The organism is Tepidibacter hydrothermalis (assembly GCF_029542625.1).
Lineage (GTDB): Bacteria > Bacillota > Clostridia > Peptostreptococcales > Peptostreptococcaceae > Tepidibacter_A > Tepidibacter_A hydrothermalis.
In genome coordinates this window covers 1,663,614-1,682,368 of the sequence record NZ_CP120733.1, presented here as the reverse complement: position 1 = coordinate 1,682,368, position 18,755 = coordinate 1,663,614, and the positions used below count along the sequence as shown (strand labels likewise).

Below are 18,755 nucleotides of genomic sequence, written 5' to 3'. Positions count from 1 at the left end.
TTAAATGTGTTAAGGAAAATAGTTGTCTTAAATATAAAGCATTCTTATAGAAGTGTTCCCCCTTTTTGTTACAAGCATGACTTATCTATTTTTTTCTTATATATATTTTTAAAGAACTGAACCTCTAGAAATAGACTATTTATTGTGTCTACTTAAGCTGGTTCAGTACATCATTACAACGGCGATTTTTATGAAAAAGGTACCTGCACCATAATTTGTATTCGAGATACTTTTAAGTTCTAACAATTTTTTAGTAATTCAAGTATGTCTTTGGAGTACATATTAATTACTATCCTTGATACTTCTTCTATAGAATACTTATCCTTATTATTAACCCAAAAGCGAATAACTCCTATAAGCCCTGCTGCCATATATTCAACATATATTATTCTATGCTCTATATTTCTCTCATCATTTTTTAGTGAGTAAGATTTGTCTAACCCCTCACTCATATGATTCTTTATCACATTTGTAAATTTAAAAGATAAGTACGGTATACTCTCATCCCCTAAAATCACCTTATAGAAATCAAACTCTTCTTCAATAGCTTTAAAAACTTTCTTATTTATTTCATAGAACTCATCATAACCTAAGTCGTCAATTATATTAACATTACTACTAGCATTCATACTTTCTTTCAATTTGTTCAAACACTCATTACTTAGTTGATCGAGTAAATCATCTTTATCTAAATAATGTAAGTAGAAAGTATTACGATTAATCATTGCTTCTTCTGCTATATCTTGAATGGTGATTTTATTATAGTTTTTCTCCTTAAGCAAGTCTAAAAAAGCTTTTTTTATTGATTTTTTCGTTCGTATTATCCTTAAATCTATCTTCTTACTCATGATTTCCTCCTACTTAATGAACATTAATAATCAGTATGTCTATTATCTATCACATTATCTTATATTAACCATTGTATATTATATTTATACTCTATACAATAATTAATATAATCACTCTTTAAATTGAAGGAGGTTTAAAAATGACAATAGCAGTTTTTGGTGCCAGTAACTCAATTAGAAAATTAATAATGAAAAAATCAAATGGAAAATCTCACGTAAAAATATTGCTAGTTTTATCCTAGATCGAGTAAAAGATTCAAAATATATTAAGTCAATACCAATTATAGGAAGTTAATATTTATTAATTTATCATAAAATTTAAATTGTTCAATATATCAATGACTTTGAGTGTATAATTATATGCCATATACAGAATACATTATTTACTCACAAAGTAAACATATTGTCAAATAAAAACTTAAAAAGGAGACTAATCACATGAGTAAAGAATTAAATTTTATTAAGGAAAACCCTATGGGATTCTTAGCAACAACAGATGAGAATGGAAAGCCTAGAGTAAGAGGCTTTGGAATTATGATTACTGAGGATAATAGAATATTTTTCGGAACATCAAACAAGAGAAGAACTTTCAAGCAGCTAAAAGTTAATCCTTATGCAGAATGGATAGCAAAGTCTAAAAATTCATCAACACTAAGAGTAAGTGGCCACGTAGTTATTGAAGAGGACATTCAAATTAAATTAAACACTATTGAAAATAATCCAGTGATAAAAAACATATATGCTGGAAGAGAAGAAGAATTTGAAATGTTTTATCTTGAAAACGTTGAATATGATTGGTTTGAGATGAAAATGACAATCCCAATGAAATAGGACCTTTAAATATATTTAAAAATTTTAGTACGTGTAATAAAGCAAACCGATCAAACTAGATACTTTCTAGTTTGATCGGTTTTAAATTGATATTGATTAGTAACGTTAATTCCATAAATTAATCTCCATTTCTTATGGTACGGTTCACCGTAAGGGGTGAAAGTGTATTTTTTTCACTTTAAGTGTATATTATACAGTCTTCATCAATACCTCTAATGTCTTCTGAGCCGTTTCAGTTGCAGAATTTGGATTTTGACCTGTAATAAGTTTTCCATCAACAACTGTGTGTTTGCCAAGAGGTAAACAGGACTTACTATAGACCATACCTCTTTCTTTCAAAGTCTTTTCAAGATTATATGGAACATATTTTTTCACACCAGCAATACCTTCATCGAAGTATGTGAAGCATGTTCCTTTTTTGCCTTTAATCAAGTATTCTCCATTGCTCAACTTAACATTTTGCAGGGCTGCAACACCATGACAAACTGCAGATACTATTTTTCCAGCTTCAAACATTTTTTTAGTTAATGTGTGTAGATCACCATCATTTGCAAAATCCCACATGGCACCATGCCCGCCAGCAAAGTAAAGAACATCGTAGTCTTGCCAGTTTATATCTGATAGAGATTTAGTATTTTTTAAAAGAGACATGAATTTTGAATCTTCATATCGCTTCTTTGTCTTTTTATCTAATCCAAATCGACTTAAGCTTCTTGAATCTATCGGAATTTTTCCTCCTTTAGGACTGATAATATCCATATCAATTCCTCTTTCATCAAATACATCATAAAAATGAGTTAGTTCGGATAACCAAAGTCCAGTAGGATCTACATTGTGTTTCTCAAAATCTGAATGATTTGTCACTAGAATAAGTACTCTGCTTTTTTTCATTTCAATATCTCCTTTTAATTGTTTAATTTAAAGTATTTTAAATTTATCCTGAAGAAACGACTTACGCTTCTTGCCTTTTTCTGCTTCTGTCACCCATAAAAAACATAATAACTTTCATTACCCTTCTTAAGAACCAGTTATCCAACTCCTTATGGGCAACCTTTAGTTCTTTTCTTATTTCAATTTCCTGAGGACAATGCTTTTCACATTTCCCACAGTCGGTACATAGGTCTGCACCAGATTTCTTAATCCCCATCATCCCGACTACTTTACCAATGTATTGAAATTGCGATTGTCTATCTCCAAAGAAATACTTGTTGTTATAATCCGTAAATGTACCTGGAATATCTACATTAAAAGGGCAAGGCATGCAATAATTGCAACCAGTACAAGGTACTTTCATCAGTTTACTATAAATTTTTTTGACATCATCTACAATCTCAATCTCCTCTTTCGACATACTGTTTGGTTCAGTCAATCTTGCTACTTCAATGTTTTCAGTAATATGTTCATCGACGTTCATACCACTCAGTACTACACCAACTTCGGGATGATTCCAGATCCAGCGTAACGCCCAAAAGGCTGGTGATCTTTTTTCAATATATTCATCAAACTTCTCTTTGACTTTCGCCGGAGCCTTTGCAGCTAGATTACCGCCTCGTAACGGTTCCATGATAACAACGCCAATCCTAAGTTCACTGGCCCTTTTTAATCCTGCAAGACCTGCTTGATTGTATTCATCTAAATAGTTGAACTGAATCTGACAGAATTCCCAGTCGTAATCTTCTAGAATCTTAATGAATTCTTCAGGTCTACCATGGAAAGAAAATCCAATATGCCTTATCTCACCCTTCTCCTTCTTCTCTTCGATAAATTCAAGTATTCCAAACTTCTTTAATTTCTGCCAAGTTTGCATACTGTCTAGCATATGCATCAGATAATAATCTATATAGTTTGTATCGAGTCTCTCGAGTTGTGTTTCAAAATACTTCTTGATCTGTTCTGGTCTATTAATCAGGAAAGCTGGTAGCTTATCGGCAATGTAGACTTGGTCCCTTATATTGTGCTTTTTTATGAACTTCCCCAGCATCACTTCACTTCTACCACCATGATAAGGATAGGCGGTATCGTAGTAATTTACACCATTCTTAAAGGCGTATATCATCTGTTTGTCAGCTTTATCCTCATCGATTCTACCGTTTTTCGTTGGGAAACGCATGCAGCCATAACCTAGAACAGATAAATCCTCTCCATTTTTCACCAACCTTCTATATTGCATATCATACTCCCCCTTTATTTAATAGATTATTCAGCATTGAACTTATAACATAGTAACCTTGCTTAATATTATTAACTTTAAATATAACTGACACCATGTCCGTAAAGTGATTATACAATTTTCCTGACACTATGTCAACTATTATTTGAAACTAATATGAACTTGTGTTAACATTATCTTCAGGGGTGATTAAATGGAATTTAAGCGAGCAAGAACAAATGAACAAATCGAAGAACGAAGAAAAGAAATTCTCATCGCCTGTGCTGAGATATTTGATAAAGGAGATATTGATGATGTTCACTTTAAAGCGATTGGAGAAAAGACATCTTTCGCAAGGTCAACGATCTATAAATACTACACTACAAAAGAGGAGATACTACTCGATCTACTTTTGATAGATGTCATGGCTTGGATAGAAGATGTAATCAAATTTACAGAGAAATACGAAGTATTGACGAAGGAAGAGTTCTGTCGTCAATTTACTAAATCCTATGTTAAGAACAAGCGCTTGTTAAGACTTATGTCAATATTGTATTCCGTTTTGGAGAAGAACTGCAGTTTAGAAAAGTTAACTGAATTCAAGAGAAATCTAATGGGCTTTATGGATCCTTTATATCAAAGCATTCAAAAGTTCTTTCCGACTTCTAGCGATGAAGCGATACAGACTTTTATATCCACTACATCAAGCTATATTCTAGGTCTTTATCCTTCAACACATATCTCAAAGAAACAAAAAGAAGCAATAAAACAATCAGGATTTGAATATCAGATCATGGATTTTGAGGATATGTGCTATAAAGGATTTTTGATATTATCTTCTGTACTGTAATATAGTCTATAATTATTTTCATTTAAGTGCGCTGAACAAGTTGCCAAGATAATTGCAAAACACCCCTCCTACTCTATCGTGAGAAGTACAGGAGGATCAGGTGGAACATCAAATCTTACATATTGACATGTTATAAAAAATTTATCTTAAATAGATTATGTCGTACTGTGTCAAAATCATGTTCTATAGAAAAATCAATGAAAAACACAGATGAAATAGTTAAACTTACTATAAATTTAGATAATAGTACTGAAACAATTCAATTGAAAAAATTAAATTAAATGAATATATAAAATCTAAAATGAGGCAAACTCAAAGAACAGTTTAAATCTGTTCTTTTTTATTTTCAGAATAAGAAGCCCTCTCAAGTATCCAACACATTTCAAAATCAATATGAGAATATACATTAATTCCAGAATTAACATTATATTTTTTATTATACATTCCAATGATTCCAGATATTTGACAAGCACTGTATGTTAATGCTTTTAAAGTAGTAAGGTATGTCTCTTTTTAAATCGCATTCTTCCTCTCTAAACTTGATTTAACAGATTTATTATCTTCAAGTATATTCTGTTCATATCTATCAAATAAAAAATTAGTCTATATACTTTATACAAGCTATAGCATTCTTGCTCTGTATAGTTTTATAATTCTGTAGTACTTATTATTTCGTTAAAATTATTATCTTTTTTAAAATTATCTTGTTTAACATATAAAGCATATTCATTTTCTATAGTACTATTTATGTTTACCTTTTCTGTCCAATACTTTCCTTTTGGTAACTTATGGCTAAAAAAGTTCGTAATTGCAATTATATCTTAACTAAAATATAATTAGTTTTGCAAGATAGCAAATTTTTTAATTATGAGGATATGATTTACATGAAAAAAAATATTTTAATAATTACTGGAAGTCCTAGAGATAATGGAAACAGTACAGAGTTATCAAAGTATTTTGCTAAAGGGGCTCAAAATAAAGGTCACCAGGTTACAATATTCAATGCTGCTAAAAATAAAATTAATCCTTGTGTTAACTGCGATAATTGCTGGAAAAAAGGAAAAGCATGTTCATTTGATAACGATCACTTTAACGAACTTTCTGAATACATAGAATCATCAGATGTAGTTGTATTTTCAACTCCTCTGTATTGGTTTACATTCAGTGCACAAATTAAATCAGTAATTGATAAATTATACTCTTATTGTGTTCCTAGCTGTAACAAGTCAATTAAAAATAAAGAAAGTATTTTACTATGTTCTGCGGGAGATCCTAATAACGCAGTTTTCAATAGTCTATTATTAACTTTCAAAGATATTAATAATTATCTAGGATGGACTGTTAAAGATACATTACTTGTAGGTGGAGTTTTTAATGTAGGGGATATAAATACAAATACAGCTTTAAATAAAGCTGAATCCCTAGGTTACTGCCTATAAGAAAATATATAATACCTTAATATATAAAAAGTTAGCTAAAAACCTCAGTTCTCAGCTAACTTCTTTGATTGTAAGTTAAATTTCTTTGGTAAATCATTGCCTATTAATTCCCAATTGTTATAATATATCTAAACAGAAAAACAATGATAATCCAAATAGATTTTTTTCTGTATAAACCATTTCTTGTATTTACATCTTTTAGTATTTGCACCAACAATAAACCTATTATTATCTACTGTTATCACGGTATGATGTTTGCTTTCATTCAACATTACTTTATAAGTTGATTTACCTATTCCTCTAAATTGATATCCTACAACTTTATCGTTAATTAGTTACTCTATTACATGTTATGGTTTAGCTTACATAATATATCTGCGGTTTTTAGTTGCATAAAATTATACTTTCATACCATATCATCCATCACTTTAATTACTGTTATATTTAAGAACTATATTTTTCTAAAAGCATTAATTCAGAGGTTTCAAAAGAACTCAAAGTAATTGATTTTAAATCAATAGATACAGATTTAAAGTCACCTTTATCTTTTATTTCAAATGCATTTAATACCATTTTTTCTTCTGATATTTCTTTAAGTTTTCCCTTATAGTTTTCATTTACAGTTTTTATTTCTACAAAATGATTTTTTACTTGATAAGTGTTAAAAATCGTCTCCCATTTTTCAAGGTCAATATAATGTACTGTATTTAATTTAAAATAATATTCTTTTTGAAGTAGCTCATTGTAAAAATCAGGACAATAAGATAAAGTTTTAATTTGATTTTTCAAAAAAATACAATAGCCATCTAATCTTAACCCTTCTACTCTTACTGCCAAACAGTACTCTCCTTCTTCCTTCAAAAGAATCATCTGATCAAAAGTACACTGTGATTTAAATTGAATTCTTACAAGTTTTTGAAGTTCTAAATTACATTCTAATGCTAGGTTTGGTAAAGCGCCTACAGTAGTTTTATTTTCAGATAAAATTTCCTTTTTTTCATCTATTATATTTATGATTGTATTATCTTTTATTTCTTCTTTTTCTAACTTTGTACTCTGCTTATTTTGTGTTTCATTAGTTAAATTCTCTATTTCATTATTTAAATTCTTTTCAGCATAAATAATTTTATATCTTTCTTCTTGTTTATTATGCTTCTGAATATCTTCGCTTTGAATAATTACTTGACCATATTTATCTATATATTTTTGAAATTCTTCTCTTAAAGCATCTTCTCCTACTGCAGTTTCTGAACATTTGACTTTGAATCTTCCTGTTTTTTTCAATTTTTCTTCATCATAATCTAATGCATCATTGATTCTTGAAAAAAATTTTGGATTTTCGTTTATAAAAGTTTGAATATCATTAAACCAAATAATTAACGCACCTGAAGTATCCCTCGTTCCCTTTTGTACTTCTATTAATTTAATCACATTCCAATCAAGCTTAAAATTTGCCTCAGGAAATTCAAATCCTTTTTTTGTTAAAATCAAATATGAAGTATGTTCTATTTTCTTAAAAAAATTAAATATAATAGGTATGCTTATAAAACAGCTTATCAGAAAAAAAGTACCATTATTCGCAAGTATATTAATAAACAATAAACTCCCTAACCCAACACATAATGTTTGAAATGTACTTTTATTAATTTCTAATCTATCTTGTGATTTTTCTAGGTAATATGTAGAATACTCTTTTAAAAACATTTCAATTTTTGATTTTAGATCATCAGTTGAACTTTCTATAAAATTATAAGGATATTCTATTATTTTATCTCCTTCATGAGTTTCATTTAAAATATTTGATTGTTGTAATTTTTCGTAAAACAAATTTTTTTCTTCTGCCATCACTATATCTTTTCTTAGTTTTATACAAAGATAATATCTGAAAAAATCAAATTTAATATAATATGTATCAATATCATCCCAAGGAATCTCCTTCTCGTAAGAGTATAGTTTAATTCCCTTTTTTTGCAAATCAAAAACAATTAAAGATTTTTTAATCCAATCAAGTTTAATTGGATTTTTATAAAAAAATATAAAATATACTGCACCTAAAATAAAGATTGGCGAAATAATACCTAAACATATCCAACTAATAACTAAAGTACTAAGTATAATATAAAAAACTAATTTCCTATTGTAAACTATTTTAATATCCTCCATAATTTATCTCCCTCTTTTTGTTCTTATTTTATTTTGAAATCAAAATTCCATGTTAAACTTAAATTACTACCATTTACAGTTTAATTACTAAGATTTTCGAAATCATATTGTATATTTTAACGTCTGTATCACACCTTTCCGTAAGTTTTAGAATTTTAAGACTATATATATTAACTAGTTCTCTGAGATACTAATTTCTTTATATCTTCTATACTTCTCTATTTTCTGTTATATTCCTACAAAATTTACATATTATTTCAAAATAAAATCTAAACTCTAACTCCATCCACAAGTATAAGGAAACATATCTTATTATTACTAATTTTATAAAAACTCCGAAACCTATTGATTTATGATTATTCCAGTACTATCAACGCAACGTTTTCCACATGATAAGATAAGTATAGATAAATACAAGCACAGGTTGTCTAATAAATTTAAATATACACTTACTTTAAAAATATTGTACTATCCTATAAGTAGGTTTTATAATTCACCATTTGAACCTTTCAAATATTTTTAAAAATAAAGGGAGAACTAAAGATACTCAGCTCTCCCTTTATTTTATGATATTACCCTTTACCAATGTAACAAGTATTGAATAAAATCTCATTTTTCTTAATTCAATGTAAAAAAGTATTTACTGGAATAAGCACTTGAATAACATAAATTTCTAAGAATACATATGCTATATGGAAAAGAAGTCTAAGCCAATAAGGAGGATTATAAATGACAACTTTTGGATCTTTTTACGGTATCATTACCATGATTAATGACTTTAGAACAGGAGTGGAAGAATCAGCAGGATGCTATAAATTGATGACTGTACAAAAAAGAGATGGTAGTATTGTAAACTTCGTAATAACACCGGCTACTTACTTTGTGGACCATATACAGATGTCAGTAGGAGATATAGTAATCGGATTTTATGATGCATATGCCCCTGTTCCTTTGATTTTCCCACCACAGTTTCAAGCAATTGTTATGTCAAAACTTTCTCTAGGTCAAAATGTGAAAGTAGATTATTTTAATTCACAGTTGGTAAGTAGTGATGGTACTTTGAAATTAAACATTGCTCCATGTACTCAAATAATACTAGAAAATGGGCAAGTCTTCACTGGAAACCCTGCAAACCATAATCTAATTGTTATTTATGGTCCAACAACAAAAAGTATCCCAGCCCAAACTACGCCATACAGAATTATCGTACTGTGTCCTAAAACTTAACAAAATAAAGCCTATCCCCTACTTAAATGATACAATACATGAATAAAAGCTTCCCTCAAACTAATAGTCTGAGAAAACTGGTTGCATATTATTACTTCTGAATATTTCCTTGTTCATGTTCTATATATTTAAAAATATTAATATACTTTATTAAATATAATTAATAAGGAAGGTGACTCTAAGTCGCCTTCCTTTTAATTAGCACGTAATTATTTTTAAACTGTATAAAGCATTCTTGTTGCGGGTTGCCCCATTACTTATACAAGCTCAACTTGTCCATTTTCTCTATATATGTCTATCTAATTTTTTAGTTTTGCTATGATCATCATCTGTCCTTCAAAAAATAATTGCATCAATCTATACCAATGCAATTATTTTATATCTAAAATTGTCTACTGAATCATTTTTATAATTATAAACTAGCGTATTTTTTATAACATAACCATTATACTCTTATACATACACATAATCATTCGTTACTGGCTGCAAACCTCTAGCTTTAATTGCCTGATATACTTCTTCTACAGAGCGGCTATCTGCAATTTCAAATTGATCATCTCCTGTGTCATCTATCTCTTCAACATGACTTCCAATTCCAGTACTAACACCAGCTGAAATCTTAGTAGCTACTAAACCAATTACATTATCACGAAATCGCTCACATTCTCTCGTTGAAATGGTAATGTTTGCAAACGGCATAAAAAGACGATATGCTGTAATAACTTGCAAAAGTTGTGGCTCATGAACATCTTTAGGATTAATTTTATCATTATTAATAATCGGTCTTAGTCTTGGACAGGAAAATGTAATTTCTGCATGTGGATATTTTCGTTGAAGAAGATATGCGTGCATTCCTGTAGCAAAAGCATCTTTACGAAAATCATCCAGTCCAAGTAATGCAGCAAATCCAACGCCACGCATACCACCCTTTAATGCCCTTTCTTGAGTATTAAATCTATACGGAAATATGCGCTTATGTCCTGCCAGATGAAGAGTTTCATATTTATCAGAATTATAAGTTTCTTGAAATACAGTAACAAAATCTGCGCCACACTGACGAAGATATTCATATTCATCAGAATTCATCGGATATACTTCTAAACCTACCATTTTAAAGTATTTGCTTGCAATCTTACAAGCCTCTCCAATATACTCTACATCTGACATTTTTCGACTTTCGCCAGTAAGAAGCAGTACTTCCTCTAAACCAGTTTCAGCTATAGCCTGCATTTCTTTTTCAATTTCTTCAGAGTTTAATCTTGCACGGCGTATTTTGTTGTGACAGTTAAATCCGCAGTAAATACAGTAATTTTCACAGTAATTGGCAAGGTATAAGGGTGTAAACATGTAAATCGAATTACCAAAATGCTTTCTTGTCTCCTCCTGTGCTAACTTAGCCATTTCTTCTAGAAATGGCTCAGCTGCAGGAGATAATAATATTGCAAAATCTTCTACTGTACGAAAATCATGATTCAAAGCTTTTCTTACATCTGCCGCTGTATATTTATCATAATTATATGCTTCCATGCAGTTAATAACCTGTTCTAGTATATCTGATTCTAGTACTTCCATTCCAGATATATATTCCATATGATTTATACGTTGTTCTCTCATAATTCCACCTCCTATTCTTCCAAAAATCCGGTCAATGGTGAAGATGCAGATGCACCCTTGTCCAATACACGGCCTAAGCCAGAAAGATATGCTTCACGTCCAGCTTCAATAGCCTTTCTAAAAGCACCTGCCATAGATGGAATATTATCAGCAGTTGCAATTGCAGTATTTGCCATAATAGCTGCAGCACCCATTTCCATAGCTTCACAGGCTTGGGATGGACGCCCGATTCCTGCATCGACAATAATAGGAAGATCAATTTCATCTACTAATATTTTGATAAATTCTTTTGCAGCTAATCCCTTATTAGAACCAATTGGTGATGCCAACGGCATAATACAACCCGCTCCAGCATTAACTAAATCACGAGCTACATTCAAATCTGCATGCATATATGGCATTACAATAAATCCTTCTTTTGCAAGAATTTCTGTAGCTTTAATTGTCTCATAGTTATCTGGAAGTAGATATTTTGAATCATGAATAACTTCAATCTTTACAAAATTTCCACACCCCAATTCTCTTGCTAGCCTCGCGATTCGAACTGCCTCCTCTGCATTTCTTGCTCCAGATGTATTAGGAAGCAAAGTTATACCATCTGGAATATAATCTAAAATATTCTCATTCCCATTAGTATTGGTACGTCTTACTGCCAATGTAATAATTTGTGCATCCGCATATTCTACTGCCGCCTTAATTAAATCTAAACTATATTTTCCTGAACCTAGGATAAATCTGGATGAGAACTCATGTCCTCCAATTGTTAATGTATCTTTTTTCATTATTATCTTCTCCTTTCTATATAGTGCATTTCTGAAGTAAATTACCCTAATAGTTTAATTTACTTGTCCCTTTTTCTAAAACAAAAAAGGCCACACGAAAAAATACACCCAAGGTGGTGTACCCCTTCGTGTGACCTTCACACTCTACAGACATTTTACCAAAATATAACATTAATGTCAAATTAAACTTATAACTTACTGTATTATTTATCATCTCATATGGTATACTTACTGAATCATTACTTTTCAATTATTTTTGTAATTTATCTAAATTTAAAAACAGCCCATAATTTAAAGTTAGAATAGATTTAAATAATATTACAGCATTATCATACACTTCATATAAATCATGCTTAATATCTGGTGTAACAGTCTTTTCAACATCTAATCAAATCTTTAAACAACTATAAAATTCTTTAACTATGAAAAATTATTCTATGGATTTAATACTACTTCGATACCATGGCTTAGTAAAGTATCTATTATGCCGTAAAAAATATTGAAATCTGAATCATATTCCTCCATATCTTCTACAGCAACATAATCAAGCTCTCTTTTATAGCGTTCTATTAAATATAATTTATGCCTTTTCCATTCATTCTCATTTAAATATTTAACTGCAACAGATGAATTGTTCCATATTACTTTAAATGGAGTGGTAATACCAAAGCCACCACATAGACAATCGTCAAGTCCACCTAAACAAGATCCAAAATAAGTTCCTGGACCATTCAAAGCTTCCGCAAAAGCTATGAAAAACGACTCATAAGTAGTTATATTTATGCCATCTAAATAAAATACTTTTTTAGTGTTTTCTTCAACTTTATTATAACCGCAACAGTAAGCAATTCTAAGCATTCTGAGCCAATCACTTCTCCCATTCGCATCTAAAGTTACCCATTCATTTTTTCCTTTAGGATAACTAGATATCCATTTTTCCCATAAGCACAACTCATTTTCTGATGCCATTCCACCTAGATTTCCTATTAGTTTGAAATCCGTGTGTGACTTAAGTTTATCCACTTCAGTATGCCTAATCTTTATATCATTACCAAAAGTAAAACGTGCTATTATTTCCATATTGTTATCATACATATTTATCTCTATTATACTTGCAAATTTCATTTTATTCTTTTGAAGATACTCTTTATATTCATCACAAAACTCAATATCAAAAAACACAATTTTATGATATTGCTCTTCATCTATTTCAACGACGTTTCCATCAAGTCCATCTATTTTATTACAATAAGCTATTAGCAACTCATTGTCAGAATCAAATAATGAATACCTGTATTTCATTTTAAATTTCACCTCCACCTGATTTTGTGAATAGGAAGTTTACCTATATAGCCTCATTTTAAACTATATTATAAAACATACTTTTTGTCTAAAATTATAATATCTATTTTTCAACATCTCATCTATCTATACCACTCAAATTTTAGCACCTCTCGAATCAACAGGTTTATAACTCTTGTGTTAATTATATTGTTATTTTAGAGTTTGTCTCAATATGTGTGTTTCTAAGTCTGCTAGCCTAACTGGTATTGGAAGTCTACTATCTTTATTTACTAACTCCATTGCAATTTTATTACATGTTCCTAAATCAATGTAATTTCCACAAGAAATAAATATAGGTTTTACATCCGGTCTTGTTCTTACTACTCTCCCATATATCTCATTATTTATTATAATATCTTTATAAGAACCTTTTTCATTTTCAGGCATTATATAATCTACTCCATCTATTTTTAAATAAGATTTAGCTATTCCTATAGTAGGCTTATTTAAAAATAATGATGCATGTGTTGCTATACCCATATGATTATAGTGAAGATATCCATTACCATCAAATAAAAATACATCTGGCTCTGAATTCAATTTTTCAGCAGCCTCTATTATTAAAGGTATTTCTCTAAAAGCTAAGAATCCTGCAATATAAGGAACTGTTATCTTTCCATGGCTAGAAACTTTCTCTATAATCTCTTTAGTCTTATAATTTAAAACTATAATACTACATGCTCCATATGTTTCTCCATCTTTTTCCCAGTAAGCTAAATCTACTCCTGCACAAACATTTATTTTATTTTCTTCAATTCTATTTTTTAGTTCAATATACTTTTTTAAATTATTTTGTATTTTAACAAAATCATGTTCATTATTATAATCAAATCCATGTATATACTCTATTTTCATATTTTTATCTCCCTTAAGTAGTATCTATTTAAAATCTAATTAAATTATTATTTTAATCTACTTTGTTCTTTAAGCTCATCTGATTGTTCTCTAAATTTCAATAACGTTTTATAATTTAAGTTTGAGTCATTAGAAATAAGTTTCACTTCCATTCCTTACTCCTCTTTTTAATTTATATTCACACATAACAAGCATGACTTCTCCATCTTTTATAATAAATCTATACTCGAATCTATTTTCTATATTTTACCACAAATAAAATCTATATCAAAATTCATAGAATAATTGTACGATTTAGCTGAAAGTTAATCATAATAAAAACACCTCCAATTCTTCTATTTATTATAGTTGAATTGAAGGTATAGTTAATTTCATTTAGTTTCTATTACTTAATTGATTTATGTACTTCTCTTAAAGAAATTCCAAACATTTTTTTACATGTTGCCGAACAGTGTGATGAACTACTAAATCCTGCTAATATGCATGCTTCAGTAATATTCAATCCTTCGTGATAATACTTATAAGTTTTACGAAGTTTCTCAAATGCAAGGTAACTATGTAATGTCATACCTGTCTGTTCCTTAAATAAATGTGATAATTTACTCTTTGAAATATATAACCGTTTGCTTAAATCGTCAACTATAGAGTGTTGTATTGTTTTTAATCCACTAATATAAGCAAGAGCTTTTTCTATTCTTTCTTCGTATTTATGGTTGTCTAAATGATCTAATCCACACTCCTGCAGTAGTATTAAATCAAGTATTTCTTTATCACGTCTATGATTTTTATACTTATTTATCACGCTATCAACAATAGCTTGTTAATCAAATGGTTTATTCAATACTTTTGTAATAAATACCTTTATAAGTTCTGGATCAAACTGAAGACCTGCATTTATTTTTAACTCTTCTATAGCAACTTCCTCTGACAAAGCATTACGATAACTTCTTTGGCTAATCATAGCATCATAAGAATCAGCTATTGTAATGATTCTTGATTGAAGTGATATCTCTTCTCCCTTTAAACCTTTAGGATATCCCATTCCATCCCATCTTTCATGATGAGTTAATACATATTCTGCCATTTCCGACATATCATTTACTGTACTAAGTATTCTATATCCTATTTCTGGATGTCGCTTCATTTCTTCCCATTCTTCCTCTGTCAGTTTTCCTGGCTTACTGAGTACCTTTTCCTCTATAGCTATTTTCCCTATATCATGCAGTAACCCAACAGTTTTAAGTTCCTTGATTTCATCTTCTGGTAAATCAAGGGCTTTACCCATACTTTGGCATAATGCTGAAACCCTATATGAGTGTTGTTCTTCTCTTTTGTTTTTTTCATGAAGAGTGCTGATTATAGTACTTATAGTTTTTCCTCTCATACTTGGACTTTCAAATAGCTTTTTCTTATACATATGATCTTCCGCTTTTTTAAAAATATCTTGTATTTTTTCTTCCTCATTGTTCTTTGTTTCATATCCAAAAGAAATAGATATATCCACAGAACCCACTTTTTCTTTTAATGCCATAGTTTTAATACGTTTAATAATCTGCTCTACTTCATAAGTATCTGTTTTTGGTAACAGAATTACAAATTCATCACCTCCGAGTCTACAGATAATATCAGTAACTCGGCATCCCCTCATTATAACTTCTGCTACTTTTTTTAGGAGTTCATCTCCTAGGGTATGACCAAAAGAATCATTGATAAGCTTTAAACCGTTAACATCTGCCATAATAATAGTTAAAGGTAAGCTTCTCTCCATATCTAGTCGGCTTAACTTCTCTTCAAAAAATCTTCTATTATATAAGCCTGTCAATTGGTCATGGTAACTTAAATATTCCAATTTATGTTCACTTGCCTTTAGAGATTCCTCTACCTGCTTTCTTACTGTAATATCTGTAAAGATTACTGCAAGTTGTAATTTTTTGGGTCTATAAGCTATTATCTCATAATATTTACCTCTTTCTGGTACATAGTATTCGTATTGTATAGAATCCCCTGTTTTTGCTACATATCCAATCTTTTCAATCAACCTCTTTTCCATATTAGGAAATATCTGAATAAAATTTTTTCCTAATATATCTTTCTTTTTTAATCCTGTTACTTTCTCATGGCTTTCATTTGCATCCAAAAGTCTATAATGTATAATTTCTCCTTCCTCACTAAGACTCCCTTCATAAAGTGCTAATCCTTGCTTCATTTCAGTTACAAGGGTTTTGTACTTTTCTTCACTTATTTTTAATTCCAACTCATTTTGTTTTTGAACAGTGACATTTCTTGATATAGCTAAGACTTCTTTTTCATTATTTTTTACTATTCTAAGTTCATAATACTGCAATTTATTACAACATTCCAATTCATATTCAAAACTTTCCATTACTCCACTTTTTAAAACCAATTGTATTTTTTTATAAGCAATTTTTGATATTTCTTTAGGCATAACTTCCCAAAGAGTTTTTCCGATAAAATCTTCCTTTGGAATTAACAATAGACTATCCTCACTTGTCATACAATCTATAAAATTACCTTCACGATCAATGACAAATAATAAATCAGGTATTGCTTCAATAATAGCACTATTCTTCTTTTCTGCTAAATCAACTTTTTTTAGAAGACTGCTTATTAATAAATAAAGTACAATTGAAGTTACGATAACATATAAACAGCCTTTGTATGTGTTTATAATTAACAACATACCACTATTGCTAGCAAGTTCATTTGCAATTCTATCTGAAAAGTAAATCCAAATAAATCCAGTTATCATATATATTAGGACTATCTTAATACATTCATGTTTAAATTCATTTTTTTTGTTAATTTTTGAAATTGAGTAGATTTTCTTTATTATCGATACAAACACAACACACCTCCATTACCATTAAATTACGTTCAATTTATTACCCTTTAATGATCTTATTTGTGAAAAAATCAAATTCATATATTTTTCTATAACCAAGTTATTATAATTCAGAATTTCAGTATAAATATATTATATCTTTAATTTTATATGAATTTTGATAAAATTCAACAAAAAATTACTCATTTCCTTAATTTTATAAATTCTCATTTCTTAACACAATCAAAATAAATTGTGCTAACGTAATTATGTATATTTTAAAAATGAAACTACTTTTGTAGTAGTAAACATGAATGATATTTACTAATTGGATTAGTCAAATTAGAGTAATCTAATAATTTTTTAATAACAGACTTTGTTAGAATAGTTGTGGTATGATATAAAAAATGATATAGTTAAATATCAAATCTATGCTCAATAACTATGAGTAAAAAAAACTCAAAACACACACCCTATCCATAAGGAATGAAAAAACTCCTTATCAATATAATATTACCACTTAAAAATAAACTATAGCTGAATTATTTAAATAAAACCACTCTTGTTTTTTTATTATGGAATAAAAAAACTTATACTATAAAGGAGGAATATTAATGACTAATAAAACAATCAATCGTTGGTTTGTTGTATTTGGTGCTGTATTATTGCAAATATGTATAGGTGCTATTTATACATGGAGTTTGTTTAATCAACCACTTATGGATGCATTTGGTTGGAGAAAAAACGAGGTAGTTCTTACTTATTCACTTGCTGTTTTTGTTTTTGCTTTTTCAACTATTTTTTCTGGTAGACTGCAAGATAAAATAGGACCAAGAAAAGTTGCTACTATCGGTGCTATTCTTTATGGTGGAGGACTAATGTTAACCTCTACAGCTAAATCTCTTACTCAACTATATCTTTATTATGGTGTCATAGCTGGAGCTGGAGTTGGATTCGCTTATGTTTGTCCATTGTCTACTTGTGTTAGATGGTTTCCAGAGAAAAAAGGTTTTATTACAGGTATAGCAGTTGGTGCTTTTGGACTTGGAAGCTTAGTTTTTAAATCTGTAATTCAACATTTTATAGTTCATAGTGGGATTTCTTCAACATTCTTTTATTTAGGTATAATTTATGTTATTTTAGGTTTAATCGGAGCTCAATTCTTAATACTTCCACTAGCTGGGTATGAATCAACTGTTAAGAATTCTAATGCTACTAAAGAAAATATCTTTAGCCCTTTAGAAATGATTAAAACTAAATCATTCTATCTTATTTGGATAATGTATTTATTCGGATGTATGAGTGGACTTTTAGTTATTGGACTTGCTAAAGATATTGGTATGCAATTAGCTGGATTAGAAGCTTCAGTAGCTGCAAATTCAGTCGCTATGATTGCACTATTCAATGCTAGTGGAAGACTTATATGGGGTACACTTTCAGATAAACTAGGCCGAATAAGAGTGGTTACAATAATGTTTATAATAACTGCTATATCAATGATTACAATGAGTATAGTCACTTTAAATTATGTTACTTTCTTTGTATCTTTAGCTGGTATTACTTTCTGTTTTGGAGGATTTCTAGCAGTATTCCCAACAATAACAGGAGAGTTCTTTGGTATTAAAAATTTAGGTGCAAACTATGGAGTTGTTTATCAAGCATACGGAGTTGCTGCATTAGTTGGTCCAATAATCGTTTCAAATGTAGGTGGTTTAAAACCAACATTTTTGATAGCTGCTGTACTTGCTATATTAGGTGCTATTTTAACTTTCATAGTAAAACCTCCTACATTAGATCATATATAAAGAGCA

At 29.5% G+C, this 18,755-nt stretch carries 15 protein-coding genes; 5 read left to right on the top strand and 10 right to left on the bottom strand.

All coding sequences use genetic code 11. The annotated features are described in order from the left end of the window. Positions 1 to 239: 239 nt before the first annotated feature. Positions 240 to 848: a TetR/AcrR family transcriptional regulator gene (locus tag P4S50_RS07480; protein WP_277734128.1), complete on the bottom strand. Its 609-nt coding sequence runs from the start codon at positions 846 to 848 to the stop codon at positions 240 to 242. Positions 849 to 1,286: 438 nt separating this feature from the next. Between P4S50_RS07480 and P4S50_RS07475 the strand changes: the two genes are divergently transcribed. Continuing rightward, positions 1,287 to 1,679 carry a pyridoxamine 5'-phosphate oxidase family protein gene (locus P4S50_RS07475; RefSeq protein WP_277734127.1) on the top strand — a complete coding sequence of 131 codons (393 nt, stop codon included), beginning with the start codon at positions 1,287 to 1,289 and terminating at the stop codon, positions 1,677 to 1,679. A 189-nt stretch (positions 1,680 to 1,868) separates the two neighbouring features. Here P4S50_RS07475 and P4S50_RS07470 read toward each other — a convergent pair whose 3' ends face one another. After that, the gene (locus tag P4S50_RS07470; protein ID WP_277734126.1) at positions 1,869 to 2,570 is read right to left on the bottom strand and encodes a type 1 glutamine amidotransferase domain-containing protein; all 702 of its coding nucleotides are present in this window, start codon (positions 2,568 to 2,570) and stop codon (positions 1,869 to 1,871) included. 61 nt (positions 2,571 to 2,631) lie between these two features. Further along, positions 2,632 to 3,849 carry an aldo/keto reductase gene (locus P4S50_RS07465; protein WP_277734125.1) on the bottom strand — a complete coding sequence of 406 codons (1,218 nt, stop codon included), beginning with the start codon at positions 3,847 to 3,849 and terminating at the stop codon, positions 2,632 to 2,634. A 193-nt stretch (positions 3,850 to 4,042) separates the two neighbouring features. Between P4S50_RS07465 and P4S50_RS07460 the strand changes: the two genes are divergently transcribed. Next, a complete protein-coding gene (locus P4S50_RS07460) occupies positions 4,043 to 4,678 on the top strand; it encodes a TetR/AcrR family transcriptional regulator (RefSeq protein WP_277734124.1) in 636 nt (211 codons plus the stop codon). Between the two features lie 884 nt (positions 4,679 to 5,562). Next, on the top strand, positions 5,563 to 6,117 hold the full coding sequence (locus P4S50_RS07455) for a flavodoxin family protein (protein WP_277734123.1): 555 nt from the start codon (positions 5,563 to 5,565) through the stop codon (positions 6,115 to 6,117). A gap of 444 nt (positions 6,118 to 6,561) precedes the next feature. On the opposite strand, the gene P4S50_RS07450 is transcribed toward P4S50_RS07455, so the two are convergent. Further along, a complete protein-coding gene (locus tag P4S50_RS07450) occupies positions 6,562 to 8,280 on the bottom strand; it encodes a hypothetical protein (protein WP_277734122.1) in 1,719 nt (572 codons plus the stop codon). Between the two features lie 765 nt (positions 8,281 to 9,045). Between P4S50_RS07450 and P4S50_RS07445 the strand changes: the two genes are divergently transcribed. Next, positions 9,046 to 9,507 (top strand): hypothetical protein, encoded by a 462-nt coding sequence (locus P4S50_RS07445; protein ID WP_331489715.1) that lies wholly within the window; start codon positions 9,046 to 9,048, stop codon positions 9,505 to 9,507. A gap of 453 nt (positions 9,508 to 9,960) precedes the next feature. On the opposite strand, the gene thiH is transcribed toward P4S50_RS07445, so the two are convergent. The 6 genes from thiH to P4S50_RS07415 form a co-directional block, all read right to left on the bottom strand. Next, entirely contained in the window at positions 9,961 to 11,121 is a 1,161-nt protein-coding gene (thiH, locus tag P4S50_RS07440; RefSeq protein WP_277734120.1) for a 2-iminoacetate synthase ThiH, read from the bottom strand. An 11-nt stretch (positions 11,122 to 11,132) separates the two neighbouring features. Continuing rightward, entirely contained in the window at positions 11,133 to 11,903 is a 771-nt protein-coding gene (locus tag P4S50_RS07435; RefSeq protein WP_277734118.1) for a thiazole synthase, read from the bottom strand. Positions 11,904 to 12,338: 435 nt separating this feature from the next. Beyond that, the gene (locus P4S50_RS07430) at positions 12,339 to 13,205 is read right to left on the bottom strand and encodes a barstar family protein (protein ID WP_277734116.1); all 867 of its coding nucleotides are present in this window, start codon (positions 13,203 to 13,205) and stop codon (positions 12,339 to 12,341) included. Between the two features lie 192 nt (positions 13,206 to 13,397). Beyond that, entirely contained in the window at positions 13,398 to 14,102 is a 705-nt protein-coding gene (locus tag P4S50_RS07425; RefSeq protein ID WP_277734115.1) for an endonuclease V, read from the bottom strand. A 385-nt stretch (positions 14,103 to 14,487) separates the two neighbouring features. After that, on the bottom strand, positions 14,488 to 14,904 hold the full coding sequence (locus tag P4S50_RS07420) for a helix-turn-helix transcriptional regulator (protein WP_277734114.1): 417 nt from the start codon (positions 14,902 to 14,904) through the stop codon (positions 14,488 to 14,490). An 18-nt stretch (positions 14,905 to 14,922) separates the two neighbouring features. Continuing rightward, entirely contained in the window at positions 14,923 to 16,968 is a 2,046-nt protein-coding gene (locus tag P4S50_RS07415; protein ID WP_277734113.1) for an HD domain-containing phosphohydrolase, read from the bottom strand. A 590-nt stretch (positions 16,969 to 17,558) separates the two neighbouring features. Here P4S50_RS07415 and P4S50_RS07410 point away from each other — a divergent pair. Next, positions 17,559 to 18,749 (top strand): L-lactate MFS transporter, encoded by a 1,191-nt coding sequence (locus P4S50_RS07410; protein WP_277734111.1) that lies wholly within the window; start codon positions 17,559 to 17,561, stop codon positions 18,747 to 18,749. The last annotated feature ends 6 nt before the right edge of the window (positions 18,750 to 18,755 follow it).